The sequence below is a fragment of the Streptomyces sp. NPDC041122 genome (genome assembly GCF_055592445.1).
This window is the reverse complement of record NZ_JBVIYQ010000002.1, coordinates 1,377,803-1,396,589: the sequence shown is the minus strand read 5'-3', so window position 1 is coordinate 1,396,589 and position 18,787 is coordinate 1,377,803. Positions and strand designations below refer to the sequence as shown.

The 18,787-nt window shown below is 74.8% G+C and carries 2 protein-coding genes; both read right to left on the bottom strand.

All coding sequences use genetic code 11. From position 1 onward, the window contains the following. On the bottom strand, positions 1-6,303 hold a 6,303-nt coding region (locus tag ACZ6B8_RS12275), incomplete at its 3' end, for a type I polyketide synthase (protein ID WP_471607157.1). A 129-nt stretch (positions 6,304-6,432) separates the two neighbouring features. After that, positions 6,433-18,756 (bottom strand): SDR family NAD(P)-dependent oxidoreductase, encoded by a 12,324-nt coding sequence (locus ACZ6B8_RS12270; RefSeq protein WP_471607156.1) that lies wholly within the window; start codon positions 18,754-18,756, stop codon positions 6,433-6,435. Positions 18,757-18,787: the final 31 nt, after the last annotated feature.

Genomic DNA, 18,787 nt, shown 5'->3' with positions numbered 1-18,787 from the left:
CAAACCATTACTCGCACCATCCTGATTCACCGCCGAACCCCGCACCACCGCCAACACCCGCCGACCCGACCGACGCGCATCCGACAAACGCTCCAGCAACACCACACCCACACCCTCGGAGAACCCGACTCCGTCGGCGGCGGCCGCGTACGCCTTGCAGCGGCCGTCGGGTGAGAGGCCGCGCTGGCGCGAGAAGCCCGCGAACATGTCCGGGTCGGCCACGACGGAGACACCGCCCGCGAGAGCGAGGTCGCATTCGCCCTGCCGCAGCGCCTGCGCCGCCAAGTGGATGGACACCAGCGACGAGGAGCACGCCGTGTCGACGGTCACCGCCGGGCCCTCCAGGCCGAAGGTGTAGGCGACGCGGCCGGAGACCATGCTTCCGGTGCTCGCCAGGTAGGCGTAGCCCTCCAGTTGGGCGTCGGCCTCGGGGAACGACTTGGCGTAGTCGTGGTTCATCAGGCCGACGTAGGTGCCGGTCAGGCTGCCCTTGAGCGTCGTCGGATCGATGCCCGCACGCTCGAACACCTCCCAGGAGGCCTCCAGCATCAGACGCTGCTGCGGGTCCATCGCCAGCGCCTCACGCGGATTGATCCCGAAGAACGCCGCGTCGAAGTCCCCCGCGTCCGGCAGGAATCCGCCCTGGTCGGTGTAGCTGGTGCCGACGTGTTCGGGGTCGGGGTGGAAGAGGCGTTCCAGGTCCCAGCCGCGGTCGGTGGGGAACGGGCCCATGGCGTCCGTGCCGGAGTCCAGGAGCTCCCACAGGTCCTCGGCGGAGCTGACGCCTCCCGGGAATCGGCACGTCATGGCGACGATGGCGATCGGGTCGTCGGTGTCGGCCGCCGCGGGCCGCGGGCGGGGGGTCGCCGGCGCGGGCGCGGAGGTGGCCGCGCCCGCGAGGCGCTGGGCCAGGTGGGCGGCGAGGGCCTGGGGCGTGGGGTGGTCGAAGACGAGTGTGGCGGGCAGTCGCTCGCCGCAGGCGGCCGAGAGGCGGTTGCGCAGTTCCACCGCTGTGAGCGAGTCGAAGCCGAGGTCCTTGAAGGCGATGTCGACCTTCACCTGGGCCGCCGAGCCGTGGCCGAGGACGGCGGCGACGTACTCGCGTACGACCTCGGTGAGCAGCTGGGAGCGGGCTTCCGCGTCGAGGCCCGCGAGGCGGCCGGTGAGCGCGCCGTCCGCGAGGCCCTCGGAGGCCACGCGGCGCCGCGTGCCGGTGGCGGTGAGCGTGCGCAGCAGGGGGGAGAGGCCGTCGGTCACGGCCCGCGGGTCGAGGTCGGCCGCGACCACGTAGGCGCGGTCGTGGGCGCGGGCGGCGTCGAACAGCGCCAGGCCGCCCTCGTCGGTGAGCGCGGCGAACCCGGTGCGCTTCATGCGGGCCAGGTCCGTCTGGCTGAGCTCTCCGGTCATGCCGCTGGTCGCCTGCCACAGGCCCCAGGCGATGGACTGGCCCGCGAGCCCCTGGGCGCGGCGGTGCTGGACGAGGGCGTCGCAATAGGCGTTCGCCGCCGCGTAGTTGGCCTGTCCGGGGCTGCCGAGGGAGGCGGCCGCCGACGAGAAGACGGTGAACAGGCCGAGGGGTGTCTCGCGGGTCGCCTCGTGCAGCAGCCGTGCAGCAGTGGCCTTCGCGGCCCACACGCGGGCGAGGCCTTCGGGGGTCTGGGCGGTGACGACGGCGTCGTCCAGGACACCCGCGGCGTGGATCACCCCGGTCAGCGGGTGTGCGGCGTCGACCGACGCGAGGAGTCCGGCGACCGACTCCGCGTCGGTGACGTCCGCCGTCGCGATGGTGACGGTGGCACCCAACTCTGCTAGTTCTGCCGCGAGTTCGGAGGCGCCAGGTGCCGCGTCGCCGCGTCGGCTGGCCAGCAGCAGGTGTCGTACGCCCCACTCCCGGACGAGGTGCCCGGCGACCAGTCGGCCCAGGACTCCGGTGCCGCCGGTGACGAGTACGGTGCCGGCCGCCGGATCGACGCCCTCGGTTCCGGTGGCCTCGGTGGTTCCGGTGGCCGCGTGCGTCTCGGCGTCCCCCTCCGCCCGCGCGGGCGTCGTCTCGGCGCGGGCCAGCCGCGGTACACGTATCTCGCCTTCGTGCAGGGCCAGTTGTGGCTCGTCGGGATGACGGTGTGCCGCTGCCACGGCCGCCGCGATGGTGTCGTCCGGCCCCAGGTCGACCAGGGTGAAGCGCCCGGGATTCTCCGACTGGGCGCTGCGCACGAGGCCCCACACGGCCGCGGCCGCCACGTCCACATCACCGCAATCCGTACCCGAGCCCGGACCGTGGCTGTCCCCTGTCGCGGCGACCGCCCCTCGCGTCACCACCACGAGGCGCGCGTCCGTGAGCGGCGAGGCGAGCCAGGTCTGGACGAGGTCGAGGACGCGCGTGGTGAGGGCCAGGCCGTCGTCGGCCGCGTCCGGCACGGCGGGCGCGGCCACCAGCGACGGCGCGGGTGCACCCGCCTCGGCCGCGGCGACCAGCTCCGGGATGTCCGCGACGTCCTCGCCGAGTGTCACCCAGCCGCTGTCCGCCGCTTCGGTGAGCGGCACGGGCTCGCCGCCCGAGTCGTGTCCGGGGACCGTCCAGACCAGGTCGAACAGCCCGTGCCGGTCGCGCGTTCCCGCCACGGCGAGGCGGCCCGTGTCGGTCGGGCGGGAGCGCAGGTCACGTACGGCGAGGACGGGCGCGCCCACCGCGTCGGCCACCGTGATCCGCAGCCCTTGGTCGATCCGGTCGCCGAGGAGGGTGAGCCGTACCCGGACCGTGGTGGCGCGTACGGCGTGCAGGGTCACGTCGTTCCAGGCGAAGGGCAGCCAGACCTGTCCGGCGTCCGCCGGTGGCAGCAGCAGCGCCGCGGGCTGCAGGACCGCGTCGAAGAGGGCCGGGTGGATGCCGAACCCGTCCGGGTCACCGGCCTCCTTGGGCAGCGTCACCTCCGCGAGGACGTCCTTGCCGTGCCGCCACAGGGCGCGGACTCCGCGGAACGCGGGGCCGTAGCCGTATCCGGACTCGTCGGCCCGCGCGTAGAGGGCCTCGGGGTCGGCGGGTTCGGCGCCGGGCGGGGGCCAGGCGCCGTCGAGGGGTTCGGGGGCGGCGTCCGGCGGCAGGGGGGCGAGTACGCCGGTGGCGTGGCAGGTCCAGGGCCGGGACGAGGTGAAGGCGTCGTCGTCATCGGGGCGGGAGAACACCTGGACGTCGCGCCGGCCGTTGTCGTCGGCCGCGTCCACCACGACCTGGATCTGCAGCCCTCCGGTGTCGGGGAGCACGAGCGGCGTCTGCAGCGTCAGTTCCTCCAGGGCGGGGCAGCCCGCCTCGTCGGCGGCCCGCAGCACCCACTCCACCTGCGCGGCACCGGGCACCAGCGCCCGGCCGGCCACGACGTGGTCGTCCAGCCAGGCCGCCGACTGCCGCGAGAGCCGGCCGCTCAACAGGTGCACGTCGCCTCCGGCGAGGCCGACGACGGCGCCGAGGAGCGGGTGTCCCGACGCGGCGAACCCGAGCCCGGCCGGGTCGCCGGACGTTCCGCCGCCGGGGGCGATCCAGTAGTCCTGCCGCTGGAAGGCGTAGGTGGGCAGGTCGACGGTGCGAGGGGCGGGGTCGGCCGGGAACCAGCGCCGCCAGTCGACGTCGGCGCCCGCGGTGAAGGCGAGGGCGGCGGCGCGGGCGAGCTGGCCGGCGTCGCCGTGGTCGCGGCGCAGGGTGGGGACCACCGTGGCGGGCACTTCCGCCCGTTCGATGAGGCTCTCGGTCGCCAGGTTGAGCACGGGATGCGGGCTGACCTCGACGAAGAGGCGGTAGCCGTCCGCGAGGAGGGCGTCGACGGTGTCGGCGAAACGTACCGTGCGGCGTACGTTCTGGACCCAGTACGCGGTGTCCAGACTCGTGGTGTCGGGCAGGTGGCCGCCGGTGACGGTGGAGTAGAACGCGGTCTCGGTGGCGGCGGGGGCGATGCCCGCGAGCTTCTCGGTGAGCTCGTCCAGGATGGCGTCGAGCTGCGGCCCGTGGCCCGCGACGTCGGAGGCGACGGTGCGGGCGCGCAGGCCGCGTTCCTGGGCGTCGGCGACGACCGCGGCGATCCCTTCGGGCGGGCCCGAGATGACGGTGGACGACGGGCCGTTGACGGCGGCGACGACCACGCCCGGGTGTCCGTCGATGAGTGCGGCGGCCTGCTCCTGGCTCATGCCCAGGGAGGCCATGCCCCCGCGCCCGGACAGCTGCCGCAGCAGCACGCTGCGGACGGCCACGATGCGCGCGCCCTCGTCCAGAGTGAGGGCGCCGACGACGCACGCGGCCGCGATCTCGCCCTGCGAGTGGCCGACGACCGCGGCGGGGACGACGCCCTGGTCGGCCCAGACGGCGGCGAGGGCGACCATGACGGCCCACAGCACCGGCTGGACGACGTCGATGCGGGACAGTTCGGAGCCGTCGCCGCGCAGCACGTCGGTCAGGGACCAGTCGACGTACGCGGAGAGCGCCTGCTCGCACGCGGCGATCCGGGCCGCGAACACCGGGGACTCGTCGAGGAGCCGGGCCCCCATACCGACCCACTGGCCGCCTTGCCCGGGGAAGACCAGGACCGGGCCCGGGCCCGTGGGGCCGGCCGCCGCGGACACGACGTCCGGTGCGGCCTGGCCCGCCGCCAGCGACCGCAGGCCGTCGAGGAGTTCCGCGCGGTCCTTGCCGATGACGACGGCCCGGTTCTCGAAGACCGAGCGGGTGGTGGTGAGCGACCAGCCGATCTCCGCGGGCGATCCGGACCGCGTGTCCGCGCCCACGTGCTCGGCCAGCCGGGCCGCCTGGTCCCGCAGGGCGTCCTCGCCGCGCGCGGAGATCACCCACGGCAGCACCGCGCCCGCCTCGAGCCCCGACTCGGCCTGCGCCCCGGCCTCGGGTCCCCGCTCGCGCTCCGGCGGCGAGGTCTCTTCCTCGGGGGCCTCCTCCAGGATCACGTGGGCGTTCGTACCGGACATGCCGAAGGCGGAGACGCCCGCGCGGCGCGGGCGTTCGCCACGGGCCCACGGCACCGGCTCGGTCAGGAGCTGCACCGTCCCCGTCGACCAGTCGACGTGCGGGGTGGGCTCGTCGACGTACAGGGTGGCGGGCAGGAGTTCGCGCTGCAGCGCCATCACCATCTTGATGACGCCGGCGACACCGGCGGCGCCCTGCGGGTGGCCGATGTTCGACTTGACCGAGCCGAGCCACAGCGGCCGGTCCGCGTCCCGCTCGCGGCCGTACGTGGCGAGCAGCGCCCCGGCCTCGATGGGGTCGCCGAGCTTGGTGCCGGTGCCGTGCGCCTCGACCGCGTCGACCTCGGCGGCGCCGAGTCCCGCGTTGGCGAGGGCGGCGCGGATGACGCGTTCCTGGGAGGGGCCGTTGGGGGCGGTGAGGCCGTTGCTCGCGCCGTCCTGGTTGACGGCCGAGCCGCGGATCACGGCGAGGACCCGGTGGCCGTTGCGGCGGGCGTCGGAGAGCCGCTCCAGGAGGAGCAGGCCGGCGCCCTCGGAGAAGCCGGTGCCGTCGGCGGACGCGGCGAACGCCTTGGAGCGGCCGTCGGGGGACAGCGCGCCCTGCCGGGAGAACTCGGTGAACGCGCCGGGCGTCGCCATGATGGTCACGCCGCCGGCCATGGCCAGGTCGCACTCGCCCTGCCGCAGCGCCTGGGCCGCCAGGTGCATGGCGACCAGCGAGGAGGAGCAGGCGGTGTCGACGCTCACCGACGGGCCTTCGAGGCCGAGGGTGAAGGAGATACGGCCCGACAGGACGCTGAGGGCGTTGCCGGTCAGCAGGTGTCCCTCCACCGTCCTGTCGGGCTGCGCGCCCCCGAACCCGAGCACTCCGGCCCCGATGTAGACGCCGGTGGGGGTCAGTTTGAGTGCGGCCGGATCGATGCCGGCGCGTTCGAGCAGCTGCCAGGCCGTCTCCATCAGCACCCGTTGCTGCGGGTCCATGGCCAGCGCCTCGCGCGGGCTGATCCCGAAGAAAGCGGCGTCGAAGGCGGGCGCGTCGCGCAGGAACCCGCCGCGGCGCACATAGCTCGTGCCGGGGTGGTCGGGGTCCGGGTGGTAGAGGCCGTCCAGGTCCCAGCCGCGGTCGGCGGGGAAGTCGCCGGTGGCGTCGCCTCCTTCGGCGACCAGGTCCCACAGGTCCTCGGGCGTGCGGGTGTCACCGGGGAAGCGGCACGCCATCGACACGATGGCGATCGGCTCCTGCGAACGCTCCTCCACCTCGCGCAGGCGCTGGCGGGCCTGGCCGAGGTCCACTGTGACCCGCTTCAGGTACTGACGAAGCTTCTCTTCGGTAGTCGACATCGAACGTCACTTCTCCATCACTGGCGGGCACAGGGGACGGACGGCGGGGAGGATGCGGTGGGCCGAGGCCGGCGGGGCGCCCGGTGCCGGGGCCGGAGCCGAGGCCGGGGCCGGGGCCTTGGGGGCGGGTCAGAGTTCTCGGTCGATGAACGCGAACATCTCGTCGTCGGAGACGTCGTCGAGCGTGTCCAGGTCGGCCGCGCCCGACGCTGCGGCGGCCGGACCGCCGGCCGCTCCGTTCAGCTTCGACAGGAGGCTGTTGAGGCGCCGGGTCACCCGCCCGCGCGCGTCGTCGTCGAGGGCGAGGGCGGCCAGGGAGGACTCGATCCTGCCGAGATCGTTGAGGACCGGGTCCGCCGCGTCCTTGAGGGGCGGCGGGGCGCCGTCCGGGGTCAGGCGTTCCAGGAGGTGTTCTACGAGCGTGGCGGACTCCGGGTAATCGAAGACGAGGGCGGCGGGCAGTTTCAGGCCGGTCGCCGCGGCGAGGCGGTTGCGCAGTTCCACGGCGGTCAGGGAGTCGAAGCCGAGCTCCTTGAACGACGTGTCCGGGCGGACGGCTTCGTGGCCGGTGTGGCCGAGGACGCCGGCCACGTTGCTCCTGACGAGATCCAGCAGCAGACGGCGCCGTTCAGCGGCCGGCAGCCCGGCGAGCCGGGCGGGGAGGCCGTCCGCCGAGGCGGCCGCGCCCGCGGCGGCGGTGCGGCGGGCGCTCCGGCCACCCCGGTCGTCCGGAACCGCGCCGGCCGCCAGGGTGCGCAGCAGGGCGGGCCGGGAGGCGGCGGGCTGCGCGGCGACGGCCCGCGCGTCGAGGTCCACCGCGATCAGGTGCGGGCGGCCGTGGGCATGGGCGGCGTCGAGCAGCGTGAGGCCGCGCTCGGTGGTCAGCGGGGTGAAGCCGGTGCGCTTCATCCGGGCCAGGTCGGTATCGCTCAGGTGCCCGGTCATGCCGCTCGCCGTCTGCCACAGGCCCCAGCCGACGGAGAGGCCGGGCAGCCCCGCCGTGCGACGGCGCCGCACGAGGGCGTCGCAATAGGCGTTGGCGGCGGCGTAGTTGGCCTGCCCCGGGCTGCCGAGGGTCGCCGCCCCGGAGGAGAAGACCAGGAACAGGCCGAGCGGCGCGTCCCGGGTCGCCTCGTGCAGATGGTCCGCCGCGGCGGCCTTGGCGGCCCACACCCGCGCGAGGTGTGCGGGGGTCTGCGCGGTGACCACGGCGTCGTCCAGGACGCCCGCGGCGTGGATCACACCGGTGAGCGGGTGGGCCGGATCCGTCTTGCCCACGAGCTCGGTCACGGCGTCCGGGTCGCCGACGTCGGCCGCGACGACGGTCGCTTCGGCGCCCAACCGGCCGAGGCGCTCCATGAGTTCGTCGCTCCCGGGAGCCTCGGGTCCGCGTCGCCCGGCCAGCAGCAGGTGTCGTACGCCCCACTCCGTGACCAGGTGCTCGGCCACGGCGGCGGCGAGGACGCCGGTGCCGCCGGTGATGAGCACCGTGCCCTCCGGGTCGAGGGGGGCCGGGATCTCCAGGACGAGTTTGCCGGTGTGCTTCGCCTGGCTCATGAACCGGAACGCCTCGCGCGCCCGGCCCAGCGGCCAGGACCTCACCGGCAGCGGGGACAGCACACCGGAGGCGAACAACTCCCCCATTTCCGCCAGCATTTCGCCGATGCGGTCCGGGCCCGCGTGGGGAACGAGGTCGAAGGCCCGGTACCGGGCGCCCGCGTGGTCGGCCGCGACCCGCTCGGGGTCGCGCTTGTCGGTCTTGCCCATGTCGACCATGCGACCGCCCTCGGCGAGCAGCCGCAGCGAGGCGTCGGTGAACTCCCCCGCGAGGCTGTTGAGTACGACGTCCACGCCACGCCCACCGGTGGCCCGGCGGAAGGTCTCCTCGAAGGCGAGGTCACGGGAGGACGCGCGGTGGGCGGCGTCGATGCCCATGCCGTCGAGCACGACGTGCTTGGCGGGGCCGGCGGTGGCGTAGATCTCGACACCCAGATGGCGGGCGATCTGGGTGGCGGCCATGCCCACGCCGCCGGTTCCGGCGTGGATGAGCAGCGACTCGCCCGCCCGGAGCCCGCCCAGGTCCACCAGCCCGTACCAGGCCGTGAGGAACACCACGGGGACCGCGGCGGCTTCCTTGAGGCTCCAGCCCTCGGGCACCGGGACGACCATCCGGGCGTCCGCGATCGCCGTGGGGGCGAACGCGCCCTCGAAGAGACCCATCACACGGTCCCCGACCGACAGATGGGTGACGCCGGGCCCGACCTCCGTCACATGACCGGCGCCCTCGCTCCCCGCGAACGTGCCTTTGTCGGGATACATCCCCAACGCGATCAGCACGTCACGGAAGTTCATGCCCGCGGCCCGTACGGAGATCCGCACCTGCCCCGGCTCCAGCGGGGCGAGCGCCTCCGGGGCGTCGATCACCGCCAGGTTCTCCAGGGTGGCGGTGCCGGAGGTGCCGAGGCGCCAGCCGGCCGACCCGACGGGCGGGACGAGCTCCTCGGGGGCACCGGCAGCCATGAGCCGGGGGACGTACACCCTGCCGTCGCGCAGGGCGAGTTGGGGTTCGTCGAGGTCGACGGCGGCTTGACGCAGGAGGGCCTGCGGCAGCGCGGCGTCGCGAACGGGGGTGTTGTCGGGGCCGGCCTGGCCGTCGGGACGCCCGGCCTGGCCGTCGGGACGCCCGGTCGGGCCGTCGGGACGCCCGGTCGCGGTTCCGCTGTCGACGTCCAGCAGGACGAAGCGGCCGGGGTTCTCCGACTGTGCGGTGCGCACCAGGCCCCAGACGGCCGCCGCGGACGGGTCGACGGCGTCCTGGCCGTCCGCAGAGTCGTCCGCGGCGGCGTCCGCCTCGACGTCCACGTCCACGTCCACGTCCACGGCTCCCCGCGTCACCACGAGGAGGCGGGAGTCGGCCAGTTCGGGCACCGCCAGGAACTCCTGCACCAGCGCGAGGACGCGCTCCACGTCCGGCAGACCGGCGTCGCCGGCCGTCGTCTCCACGGGAGCGAGCACGGCCCATGGCACCTCACCGTCGGCCGGTACGACGTCGGCCGGACCGCCGCCCTCCGAGAGCACCACCCAACCGCCGCCGTCCGCAGTCGGCTCGACAGTCGGCTCGATGGGCCGCGCCGGGAGCGGCGTCCAGTCCACGGCATAGAGCCCGTCGACTCCGGCGTCGGCCCTGAAACCGGCCGCTGCGACCGCCAGTTGCGCCGGGTCGGCCGCGCGCAACGTCAGCGCGTCCACGCCCAGGACGGGCGCGCCGGTGGCGTCGGCGACATCGATCCGCAGCTGCCGCTCGGCGGCGTCTCCCCGCGGGGAGATACGGACGCGCACGTGGGTCGCTCCCTCCGCGCTGAGGGAGACCCCGCTCCAGGCGAACGGCAGCCACATCCGCCGCCCGCCGGTACCACCTGAGGCCGTGCCGGCGTCGGCGAACGCGTCGGCATCTGCGTCTGCGTCCGGTCGCTCCAGGAGCATCAGCGGGTGCAGAACGGCGTCAAGGAGGACCGGGTGGATGCCGAACCCGTCCCGGTCACCCGCCGCCTCCTCGGGCAGCTCCACCTCCGCCAGCAGATCGTGGCCGTGCCGCCAGAGCGCACGCAGCCCCTGGAACGCGGGACCGTACTCGTACCCGGCGTCGGCCGCCCGCCCGTAGAAATCGTCGACCGCCACGCCCTCGGCCCCGGCAGGCGGCCACTGACCGCTCGACTCGGCCGCGGGGGCGGCACCTTCGGGGCTCACGACTCCCTCGGCATGACACAGCCACGGGGTGCTGCCCGCCTGGTCCCGGCGCGAGTACACACGTACGTCCCGTCGACCCTGCTCGTCCGCCGCGCCCACGGCCACCTGGACCTGGAGCCCTCCGGACTCGGGCAGCACCAGCGGTGTCTGCAGCATCAACTCGTCCACGGTGGCGCAACCCGCCTCGTCGGCGGCCCGCAGCACCCACTCGACCAGAGCCGCACCCGGCACGAGGACCGCCCCCGCCACCACGTGTTCGGCCAGCCACGCGGGGGCCTTACGGGAGAGCCGCCCGGTGAGCAGATACGAGTCGGACTCGGCGAGTTCCACGCACGCGCCCAGCAACGGGTGACCCGCGGAAGCCATGCCGAGCTCGGCGGCGTCCCCCGTGCTCCCGGCAGGCTCCTCGAGCCAGTAGTGCCGGCGCTGGAAGGCGTAGGTGGGGAGGTCGACGGTACGGGGGGCGGGGTCGGCCGGGAACCAGCGCCGCCAGTCGACGTCCGCGCCTGCGGTGAAGGCGTGGGCTGCGGCGCGGGCCAGCTGGGTGGCGTCGCCGTGGTCGCGTCGGAGGGTGGGGACGACGGTGGCGGGCAGGTCGGCCCGTTCGATGGTCTCTTCCATGCCGAGGTTGAGGACGGGGTGGGGGCTGGCTTCGATGAAGAGGCGGTAGCCGTCGGCGAGGAGGGCTTCGATGGTGTCGGCGAAGCGAACCTGCTGGCGGAGGTTGGTGACCCAGTACTCGGTGTCCAGGGCGGTGGTGTCGTCGAGGCGTTCGGCGGTCACCGTGGAGTAGAAGGCCGTGTCGGTGCGGGTCGGTGCGATGTCCGCCAAGCGCTCGGTGAGGAGGTCGTGGAGTGCGTCGATCTGGGGGCCGTGGGAGGCGTAGCCCACATCGATGACCCGGGCCCGCAGCCCTTGGGATTCCGCCTCGGCCACCACGGCGGCCACATGCTCGGGCGGCCCCGAAATGACGGTAGATGAGGGACCGTTGACGGCGGCGACGCATACGCCCGGCCGGTCGCCGATCAGCTCGGCGGCCCGCTCGGCACTCGTACCCAGGGACGCCATATCTCCGTGCCCCTGCAATTGCCGCAGGGCGTCACTGCGTACGGCGACGATCCGCGCCGCATCCTCCAACGACAACGCACCCGCCACACACGCCGCAGCCATCTCACCCTGCGAATGCCCCACCACAGCAGCCGGAACGACCCCGCAGTCCGCCCACACGGCGGCCAGCGACACCATCACCGCCCACAGCACCGGCTGCACGACCTCAACGCGGGACAGCTCACTCCCGTCCCCACGCAACACGCCCGTAAGGGACCAGTCCACGTAAGCCGACAGCGCCCGCTCACACTCACCGATACGGGACGCGAACACCGGCGACGCATCGAGGAGTTGGGCACCCATGCCCACCCACTGCGACCCCTGCCCCGGGAACACCAACACCGGCCCGGCACCACCGGCACCACCGGACGTGGCCGCACCCGCGACGACGTCCGCCGACACCTCACCCGACGCCAACGCACCGAGCCCCGCCGTCAGCGCCTCACGGTCACGCCCGACCACCACGGCCCGGTGCTCGAACACCGACCGCGTCGTGGCCAACGACCACCCGACATCCACCGGCAGCGCGTCGGGGTCACCCGCGGCGAACTCGGTCAGTCGAAGCGCCTGTTCATGCAGCGCCTCTTCGGTCCGGCCGGACACCACCCACGGGACCACCCCGGCGACTGCGACCGAGGCCCCGGCGAGAGCGGGATCCGCCGACCCCTGCGGCGCCTCCTCCAGGATCAGGTGCGCGTTCGTGCCCGAGATACCGAACGACGACACCCCCGCCCGCCGCGCCCGCTCGCCCCGCGTCCACGGGACCGGCTCGGTCAGGAGCCGTACGCCGCCACCGTCCCACTCCACGTGCGGGGACGGCTCGTCGACGTGCAGGGTGGCCGGCAGCAGTTCGCGCTGGAGGGCCATCACCATCTTGATGACGCCCGCCACGCCCGCGGCCGCCTGCGTGTGACCGATGTTCGACTTCACCGAACCCAGCCACAACGGCCGGTCCTCAGTCCTGCCCTGCCCGTACGTCGCAAGCAGCGCCTGCGCCTCGATCGGGTCACCCAGCGTCGTGCCCGTACCGTGCGCCTCCACCACGTCGACCTCGTCGGGGCCGCGGCCCGCGCCGGCCAGGGCGGCGCGGATGACCCGCTCCTGAGAGGGGCCGTTGGGCGCGGTCATGCCGTTGCTCGCGCCGTCCTGGTTCACGGCCGAGCCGCGCAGCAGGGCCAGGACGCGGTGGCCGTTGCGGCGTGCGTCGGAGAGGCGTTCCAGGACGACGAGGCCCGCGCCCTCGCCCCAGCCGGTGCCGTCGGCGGTCGCGGCGAACGGTTTGCAGCGGCCGTCGGGGGCGAGGCCGCGCTGGCGCGAGAACTCCACGAACGTGTTGGGGGTCGCCATCACCGTCGCGCCGCCCGCCAGCGCGAGGTCGCACTCGCCCTGGCGCAGCGCCTGGGACGCCAGGTGCATGGCCACGAGCGAGGAGGAGCAGGCGGTGTCCACCGTGATGGCGGGGCCTTCGAGGCCGAAGGTGTAGGCGACCCGGCCGGAGGCGACGCTCGGGGTGCTGCCGGTCATGATGCGGCCCTCGAAGCCGTCCGGCTTGCGGGCGAGGAAGCGGGAGCCGTAGTCGTCGTACATGATCCCGGTGATGACGCCGCAGGGTGTGCCGCGCAGGGTGGCGGGGTCGATGCCCGCGTGTTCGAAGGCCTGCCAGGCGGTTTCGAGGAGCAGGCGCTGCTGCGGGTCGGTGGCGGCGGCCTCGCGCGGGCTGATGCCGAAGAATCCCGCGTCGAACCGGGCCGCGTCGTAGAGGAAGCCGCCTTCACGGGTGTAGCTGTGGCCGACCTGGTCGGGGTCGGGGTCGAACAGCGCGGCCGTGTCCCAGCCACGGTCCTCGGGGAACGGCCCGATGGCGTCGGTGCCGCCAGCCACGAGCCGCCACAGCTCCTCGGGCGAGCCGACGCCGCCGGGATAGCGGCAGGCCATGCCGACGATGGCGATCGGGTCGTCGTCGGTGGCGGCGCGTGTCTGCGGCGCGGTGCCCGTCGGCGAGGCGTGCCGGTCGGCGTCGGGCAGCAGACCGCGCAGGTGGCGGGCGAGGGCGCCGGGGCTGGGATGGTCGAAGACGAGGGTGGCCGGGAGGCGGATGCCGGTGGCCGTGGAGAGGCGGTTGCGCAGTTCGAGTGCGGTGAGCGAGTCGAAGCCCAACTCCTGGAAGGCGCGGCCGAGTTCGATGGAGTCGGGGGCGGGGTGAGCCAGGACGGTGGCGATCTGTTCGCGGATGAGGTCGTTCAGTGCGCGGTCCCGGTCGGCGGCGGAGAGCCGGGCCAGGCGGGCGCCCCAGGAGGCCGGCCCGGTGCCCTCGCCGGCGCCGCCCGTGCCGGCCCCGGTCGCCTGGGTGGAGGCCGTGGCGCGGGGCGCGGGCACCAGGCCGCGCAGGGCGGGCTGCAGTGTGCCGGCGGCGGCCTGTCCGCGCAGGACGGCGCGGTCGAAGCGGGTGGCGAGCACCGTGGCGTGCGGCGCGGTGAGGGCCGCGTCGAACAGGGTCAGCGCCCGGGTGTCGTCGAGGCCGGCCACTCCGGTGCGCTGGATGCGGGCGCGGTCGGCGTCGGCGAGCCGCGCGGCCATGCCGCCGGAGGCGGACTCCCACAGGCCCCAGGCCACGGAGGTGGCGGGCAGGCCGTGGGCGCGGCGGTGCTCGGCGAGGGTGTTGAGGAAGGCGTTGGCGGCCGCGTAGTTGGCCTGGCCGCCGTTGCCGAGCACGGAGGCGCCGGAGGAGAAGAGGACGAAGGCCGACAGGTCCAGGTCGCGGGTGAGTTCGTGCAGGTGCCAGGCCGCGTCGGTCTTCGGGGCGAGGACGGTGTCGAGCCGTTCGGGGGTCATTCCCGCGATGAGGCTGTCGTCGATGACGCCCGCCGTGTGGATGACGGCGGTGAGCGGGTGCGCGGCGGGAATGCCGGCCAGGAGTCCGGTCAGCGCGTCGGGGTCGGTGACGTCGCAGGCGGCGACGCGTACGTCGACGCCGTCCGCGGCGAGTTCGGCGCGCAGGTCGGCGACGCCTTCGGCGGCCTCGCCCCGGCGGCCCGCGAGGAGCAGGTGGCGGGCGCCGTGCGCGGTGGCCAGGTGGCGGGCGACGGCGCGGCCGAGGCCGCCGGTTCCGCCGGTGATCAGGACGGTGCCCTCGGGGTCGATGCCGTGGGCGGCGGTCCCGGGCCCGGTGGCGTCGCAGTGGTGCGGGGTGACGGCGAGGCGCGGTACGAGCGGGGTGCCCGCGCGCAGGGCGAGTTCGTTCTCGGCATGGGTGACCGCCGCGGCCAGGGTGGCCGGCAGGGCGGTGCGGGAGGCCTTGTCTTGGTCGATGTCCACGAGCAGCACGCGGTCGGGCTGTTCGGCCTGGGCGGCGCGGACCAGGCCCCACAGAGGGGCGGTGGTCAGGTCCGCGGGGCCGTCCTCGGTGCGGGTGGCGACCGCGCCGCTGGTGACGATCACGAGCCGGGCCGCGGCGAGAGCGTCCGCCGCGAACCAGTCGCGCAGCAGACGCAGGGCCTGCCGGGCGTGCTCGTGGACGCGCGCGGGGATGTCCGCGAGCGGGTCGGCGTCCGTGGCCGGGTCCGGTGCGGGAAGGGGGAAGGGGACAAGAACGAGGTCCGGTACGGGTTCGCCCCCGGCAACCGCGGCGGTGAGTGCGGCCAGGTCCGGGTGGCGGGTGGCCGGGCCGAGCCCGGCGTCGTCGGCGCCGATCACGGCCCGGGTGCCGACGGCCGACGCGGTGTCGGTCAGCGGCAGTGGACGCCACTCCAGGTGGTGGAGGGGTGTCGGGGCGGGACGGGTGGAGCGCCAGCGGTCGGCAGTGATCAGCCGCAGGCGCAGGGTGTCCACGGTGGCGACGGGGGCGCCTTCGGGGTCGGTGAGGGTCAGCCGCAGCTGGTCGTCGCCGCGGGGGCTGAGGCGGGCCCGCAGCCGGGTCGCTCCGGTGGCGTGGTGGCGTATGTCGCTGAAGGAGAACGGCAGCCGTACCGGGGCCGCCGCGTCATCCGCGTCACCCTCGCCGCCGCGATAGAGCTCGTCGACGGCGTGCAGGGCGGCGTCGAGCAGTGCGGGGTGCAGGGCGAACGCCTGGGCGTCGGCGCGCTGTTCGTCGGCGAGGACGACGTCGGCGTACAGGTCGTCGCCGTGCCGCCAGGCGGCGTGGACGGCGCGGAAGGCGGGCCCGTAGCGGTAGCCCTGCGTGTCGAGCCGGTCGTACAGCGCGTCGACGTCGAGCGGGGCGGCGCCGGCGGGCGGCCAGTCCGGAGTCTCCCTGGAAGCCGGCGCGGGGACCGCGTCGATCGCCGGCTCGGCTCCCGGGGTGAGGGTGCCCGTGGCGTGGCGGCGCCACCCGTGGGCCCCCGCGTCGCCGCTGTCCTGGCCGAGGTCGGCGTCGTCGACGGGGCGGGTGTGGACGGTGAGCGTCCGGCGTCCGGCCTCGTCCGGTGCGGCGAGGGCGAGTTGGACGTGCACGCCGTCGGAACCGGCTCCGGGGCCCGCCTCGTCGAGCAGCAGCGGGCTCTCCAGGGTGAGGTCCTCGACCGTGTCGCAGTCGGCGTACCGCCCCGCGAGCAGGGCGAGTTCGACGAAGGCGGTGGCGGGCAGCGGTACGCCGCCGGCGATGGCGTGGTCGGCGAGCCACGGGTGCGTACGCAGGGAGAGGCGCCCGGCGAGCAGCAGGCCGCCGTCGGCCTGCCGGATGGCGGCGGGCAGCAGCGGGTGGCCGGTGTCGTGGACGTCGGCGGCGCGGGCGGGGGCGGTGGTGTCGGGGGCGGAGCGCCAGTACCGCCGGCGCTGGAACCGGTAGGTCGGCAGGGGCAGTTGACGCGTTTCGTCCGGGAACAGGGGCGTGAAGTCGGCGGTGTGACCGTCGGTGTGCAACGCGGCGACGGCGCTCAGGAGCGTGCGGGTCTCGTCGTGCCCGGCGCGCAGCACGGCGGTGACGGCCGGCGCCGCCTCCTCGCCCTCGGCGCCGTCCACCGCGCCCGGAAGGCAGTCCTGGACCATGGTGGTGAGGACCGGGTCGGGCCCCAACTCCAGGTATCGGGCCACACCTTGGCCGTCGAGCGTGCGGAGCCCGTCGTGGAAGCGCACGGGCCTGCGGACGTGCCGGACCCAGTACTCGGGGTCGGTCAGGAGCTCCTGTCCCGCCTGCTCGCCGGTGAGGTTGGAGACGACGGGCAGTTTCGGCGGGTGGCACGTCACGGTGCGGACCACGGACCGGAAGTCGTCGAGCATCGGCTCGATGAGCGGGGAGTGGAAGGCGTGGCTGACGTTGAGGCGCTTGGTCTTGAGCCCGCGACCGCGCAGGGTCCGCTCGACGTCGGCGACGGCGGCGGCCTCCCCGGAGAGGACGACGGCGGTGGGGCCGTTGACGGCGGCGAGCGACAGACGCTCCTCCCCCGCGAGTCGCGGCAGCACGTCCTCCTCGGCGGCCTGGACGGCGAGCATGGCGCCGCCGGAGGGCAGCGCCTGCATGAGCCGTCCGCGGGCGGCCACCAGCTTGCAGGCGTCCGGCAGCGTGAAGACCCCGGCCACGTGCGCGGCGGCGATCTCGCCGACGGAGTGCCCCGTGAGGTGCGTGGGAGTGATCCCGAAGGCGGTGACCTGGCGGTACAGGGCGACTTCGAGGGCGAACAGGGCGGCCTGGGTCATGCCGGTCCCGTGCAGCGCGGCTGCCTCCGCACTGCCCTCGGGTGCGAACAGGACGGGCCGCAGCGGTTGTTCGAGGAGCGGGTCCAGGTGCGCGCAGATCTCGTCGAGCGCCTGGGCGAAGATCTCGGACTCCGCGTACAACTGGGCGCCCATGCCCGGACGTTGGCTTCCTTGACCGGTGAAGAGGAAGGCGGTGCCGCCGGGCCTCGCCGGTCCCGCCGCGCGGGTCAGGGCGGGGTGGGAACGATCCGCCGCGAGCGCGGTCAGGGCGGCGGCGCGCTCGGCGCCGTCGGCGCCGAGGACCACGGCGCGGTGCTCGAAGAGGGTGCGGTGCAGCAGCGTCGCGCCGACGTCGGCCGTGGCGCTGTCGGGGTGGGCCGCGAGGTGCCCGGCCAGGGCGTCGGCCTGGGCGCGCAGCGCGGCGGGGGTGCGGGCGGACAGGACCCAGGGCAGGTGCGGCCGTGCGTCCCCGCCGTGCGGGACGGCGGCCTGTACGGAGCCCGCGTCCGGTGCGGCGCCGACCCGCACGGCAGGCCGCTGCTCCCCCTCGCCCCCGCCCGCCGCCTCCGCCGTCCCCTCGGCGTCGTCGGAGGGGGCCTCCTCGATGATGAGATGCGCGTTGGTCCCGGAGATCCCGAACGAGGAGACGCCCGCACGGCGCACCCTGCCGTCCCGGGGCCACTCCACCGGCCGGGTGAGCAGCCGTACCGCGCCCGACTCCCAGTCGGCGTGCGGGGTGGGCTCGTCGGCGTACAGAGTGGCGGGCAGCGTCCTGTGCCGCAGCGCCTGAACCATTTTGATCAGTCCGGCTGCGCCCGCCGCGCCCTGGGTGTGGCCGATGTTGGACTTCACCGAACCGAGCCACAGCGGCCGGCCCTCGTGCCGCTCCTGCCCGTAGGTGGCGAGCAGCGCGTCGGCCTCGATGGGGTCGCCGAGCCGCGTCCCGGTGCCGTGCGCCTCGACCGCGTCCACCTCCGCGGGCGAGAGCCGTGCCGCGGCGAGGGCGGCGCGGATGACGCGCTGCTGGGCGGGGCCGTTGGGGGCGGTCAGTCCGTTGCTGGCGCCGTCCTGGTTGACGGCGGAGCCGCGGATGACGGCGAGCACGCGGTGGCCGGCCCGGCGGGCGTCGGAGAGGCGTTCCAGTACGAGGAGTCCGGCGCCCTCGGAGAAGGCGGTGCCGTCGGCGGCGGCCGCGAACGGCTTGCAGCGGCCGTCGGCGGCGAGGCCTCGCTGGCGCGAGAACTCGGTGAACACGTACGGGTTGGTCATCACCGTGACGCCGCCGGCGAGCGCCAGGTCGCACTCCCGCTGCCGCAGCGCGTGGGCGGCGAGGTGCACGGCGACCAGCGACGACGAGCAGGCCGTGTCGATCGTCACGGCCGGGCCCTCGAGGCCGAAGGTGTAGGCGAGCCGGCCCGAGAGGACGCTGGGCGCGCTGCCGGTGACGAGGTGTCCCTCGGCGGCCGGGTCGATGTGCGGGGTGCCGAAGCCGGGCAGCGCGGCGCCCGCGTACACGCCGGTGCGGCTGCCCTGGAGGGAGTGCGGGTCGATGCCCGCGCGTTCCAGCGCCTCCCAGGCGCACTCCAGGAGAAGCCGCTGCTGCGGGTCGAGGACCGCGGCCTCGCGCGGGCTGATGCCGAAGAACTCGGGGTCGAACAGGTCGGCGTCGTGGAGGAAGCCGCCCTCGCGGGCGTAGCTCGTGCCCGGGTGGTCGGGGTCGGCGTGGAAGAGCCGGTCCAGGTCCCAGCCCCGGTTGTCGGGGAAGGGGCCCAGGGCGTGACCGCCGTCGGCGACGAGGTCCCACAGGTCTTCGGGGGTGCGGACACCGCCGGGGTAGCGGCAGGCCGTCTCGACCACGGCCACGGGTTCCTGGCCGCGTTCCTCGGCCTCGCGCAGCCGTTGCCGGGTGGCGTGCAGGTCCGCGGAGACACGCTTGAGGTAGTCGACCAGTTTCTCTTCGCTCACCATGTGCGCTCTAGCTCCCCGCCCGTGGTCGTGG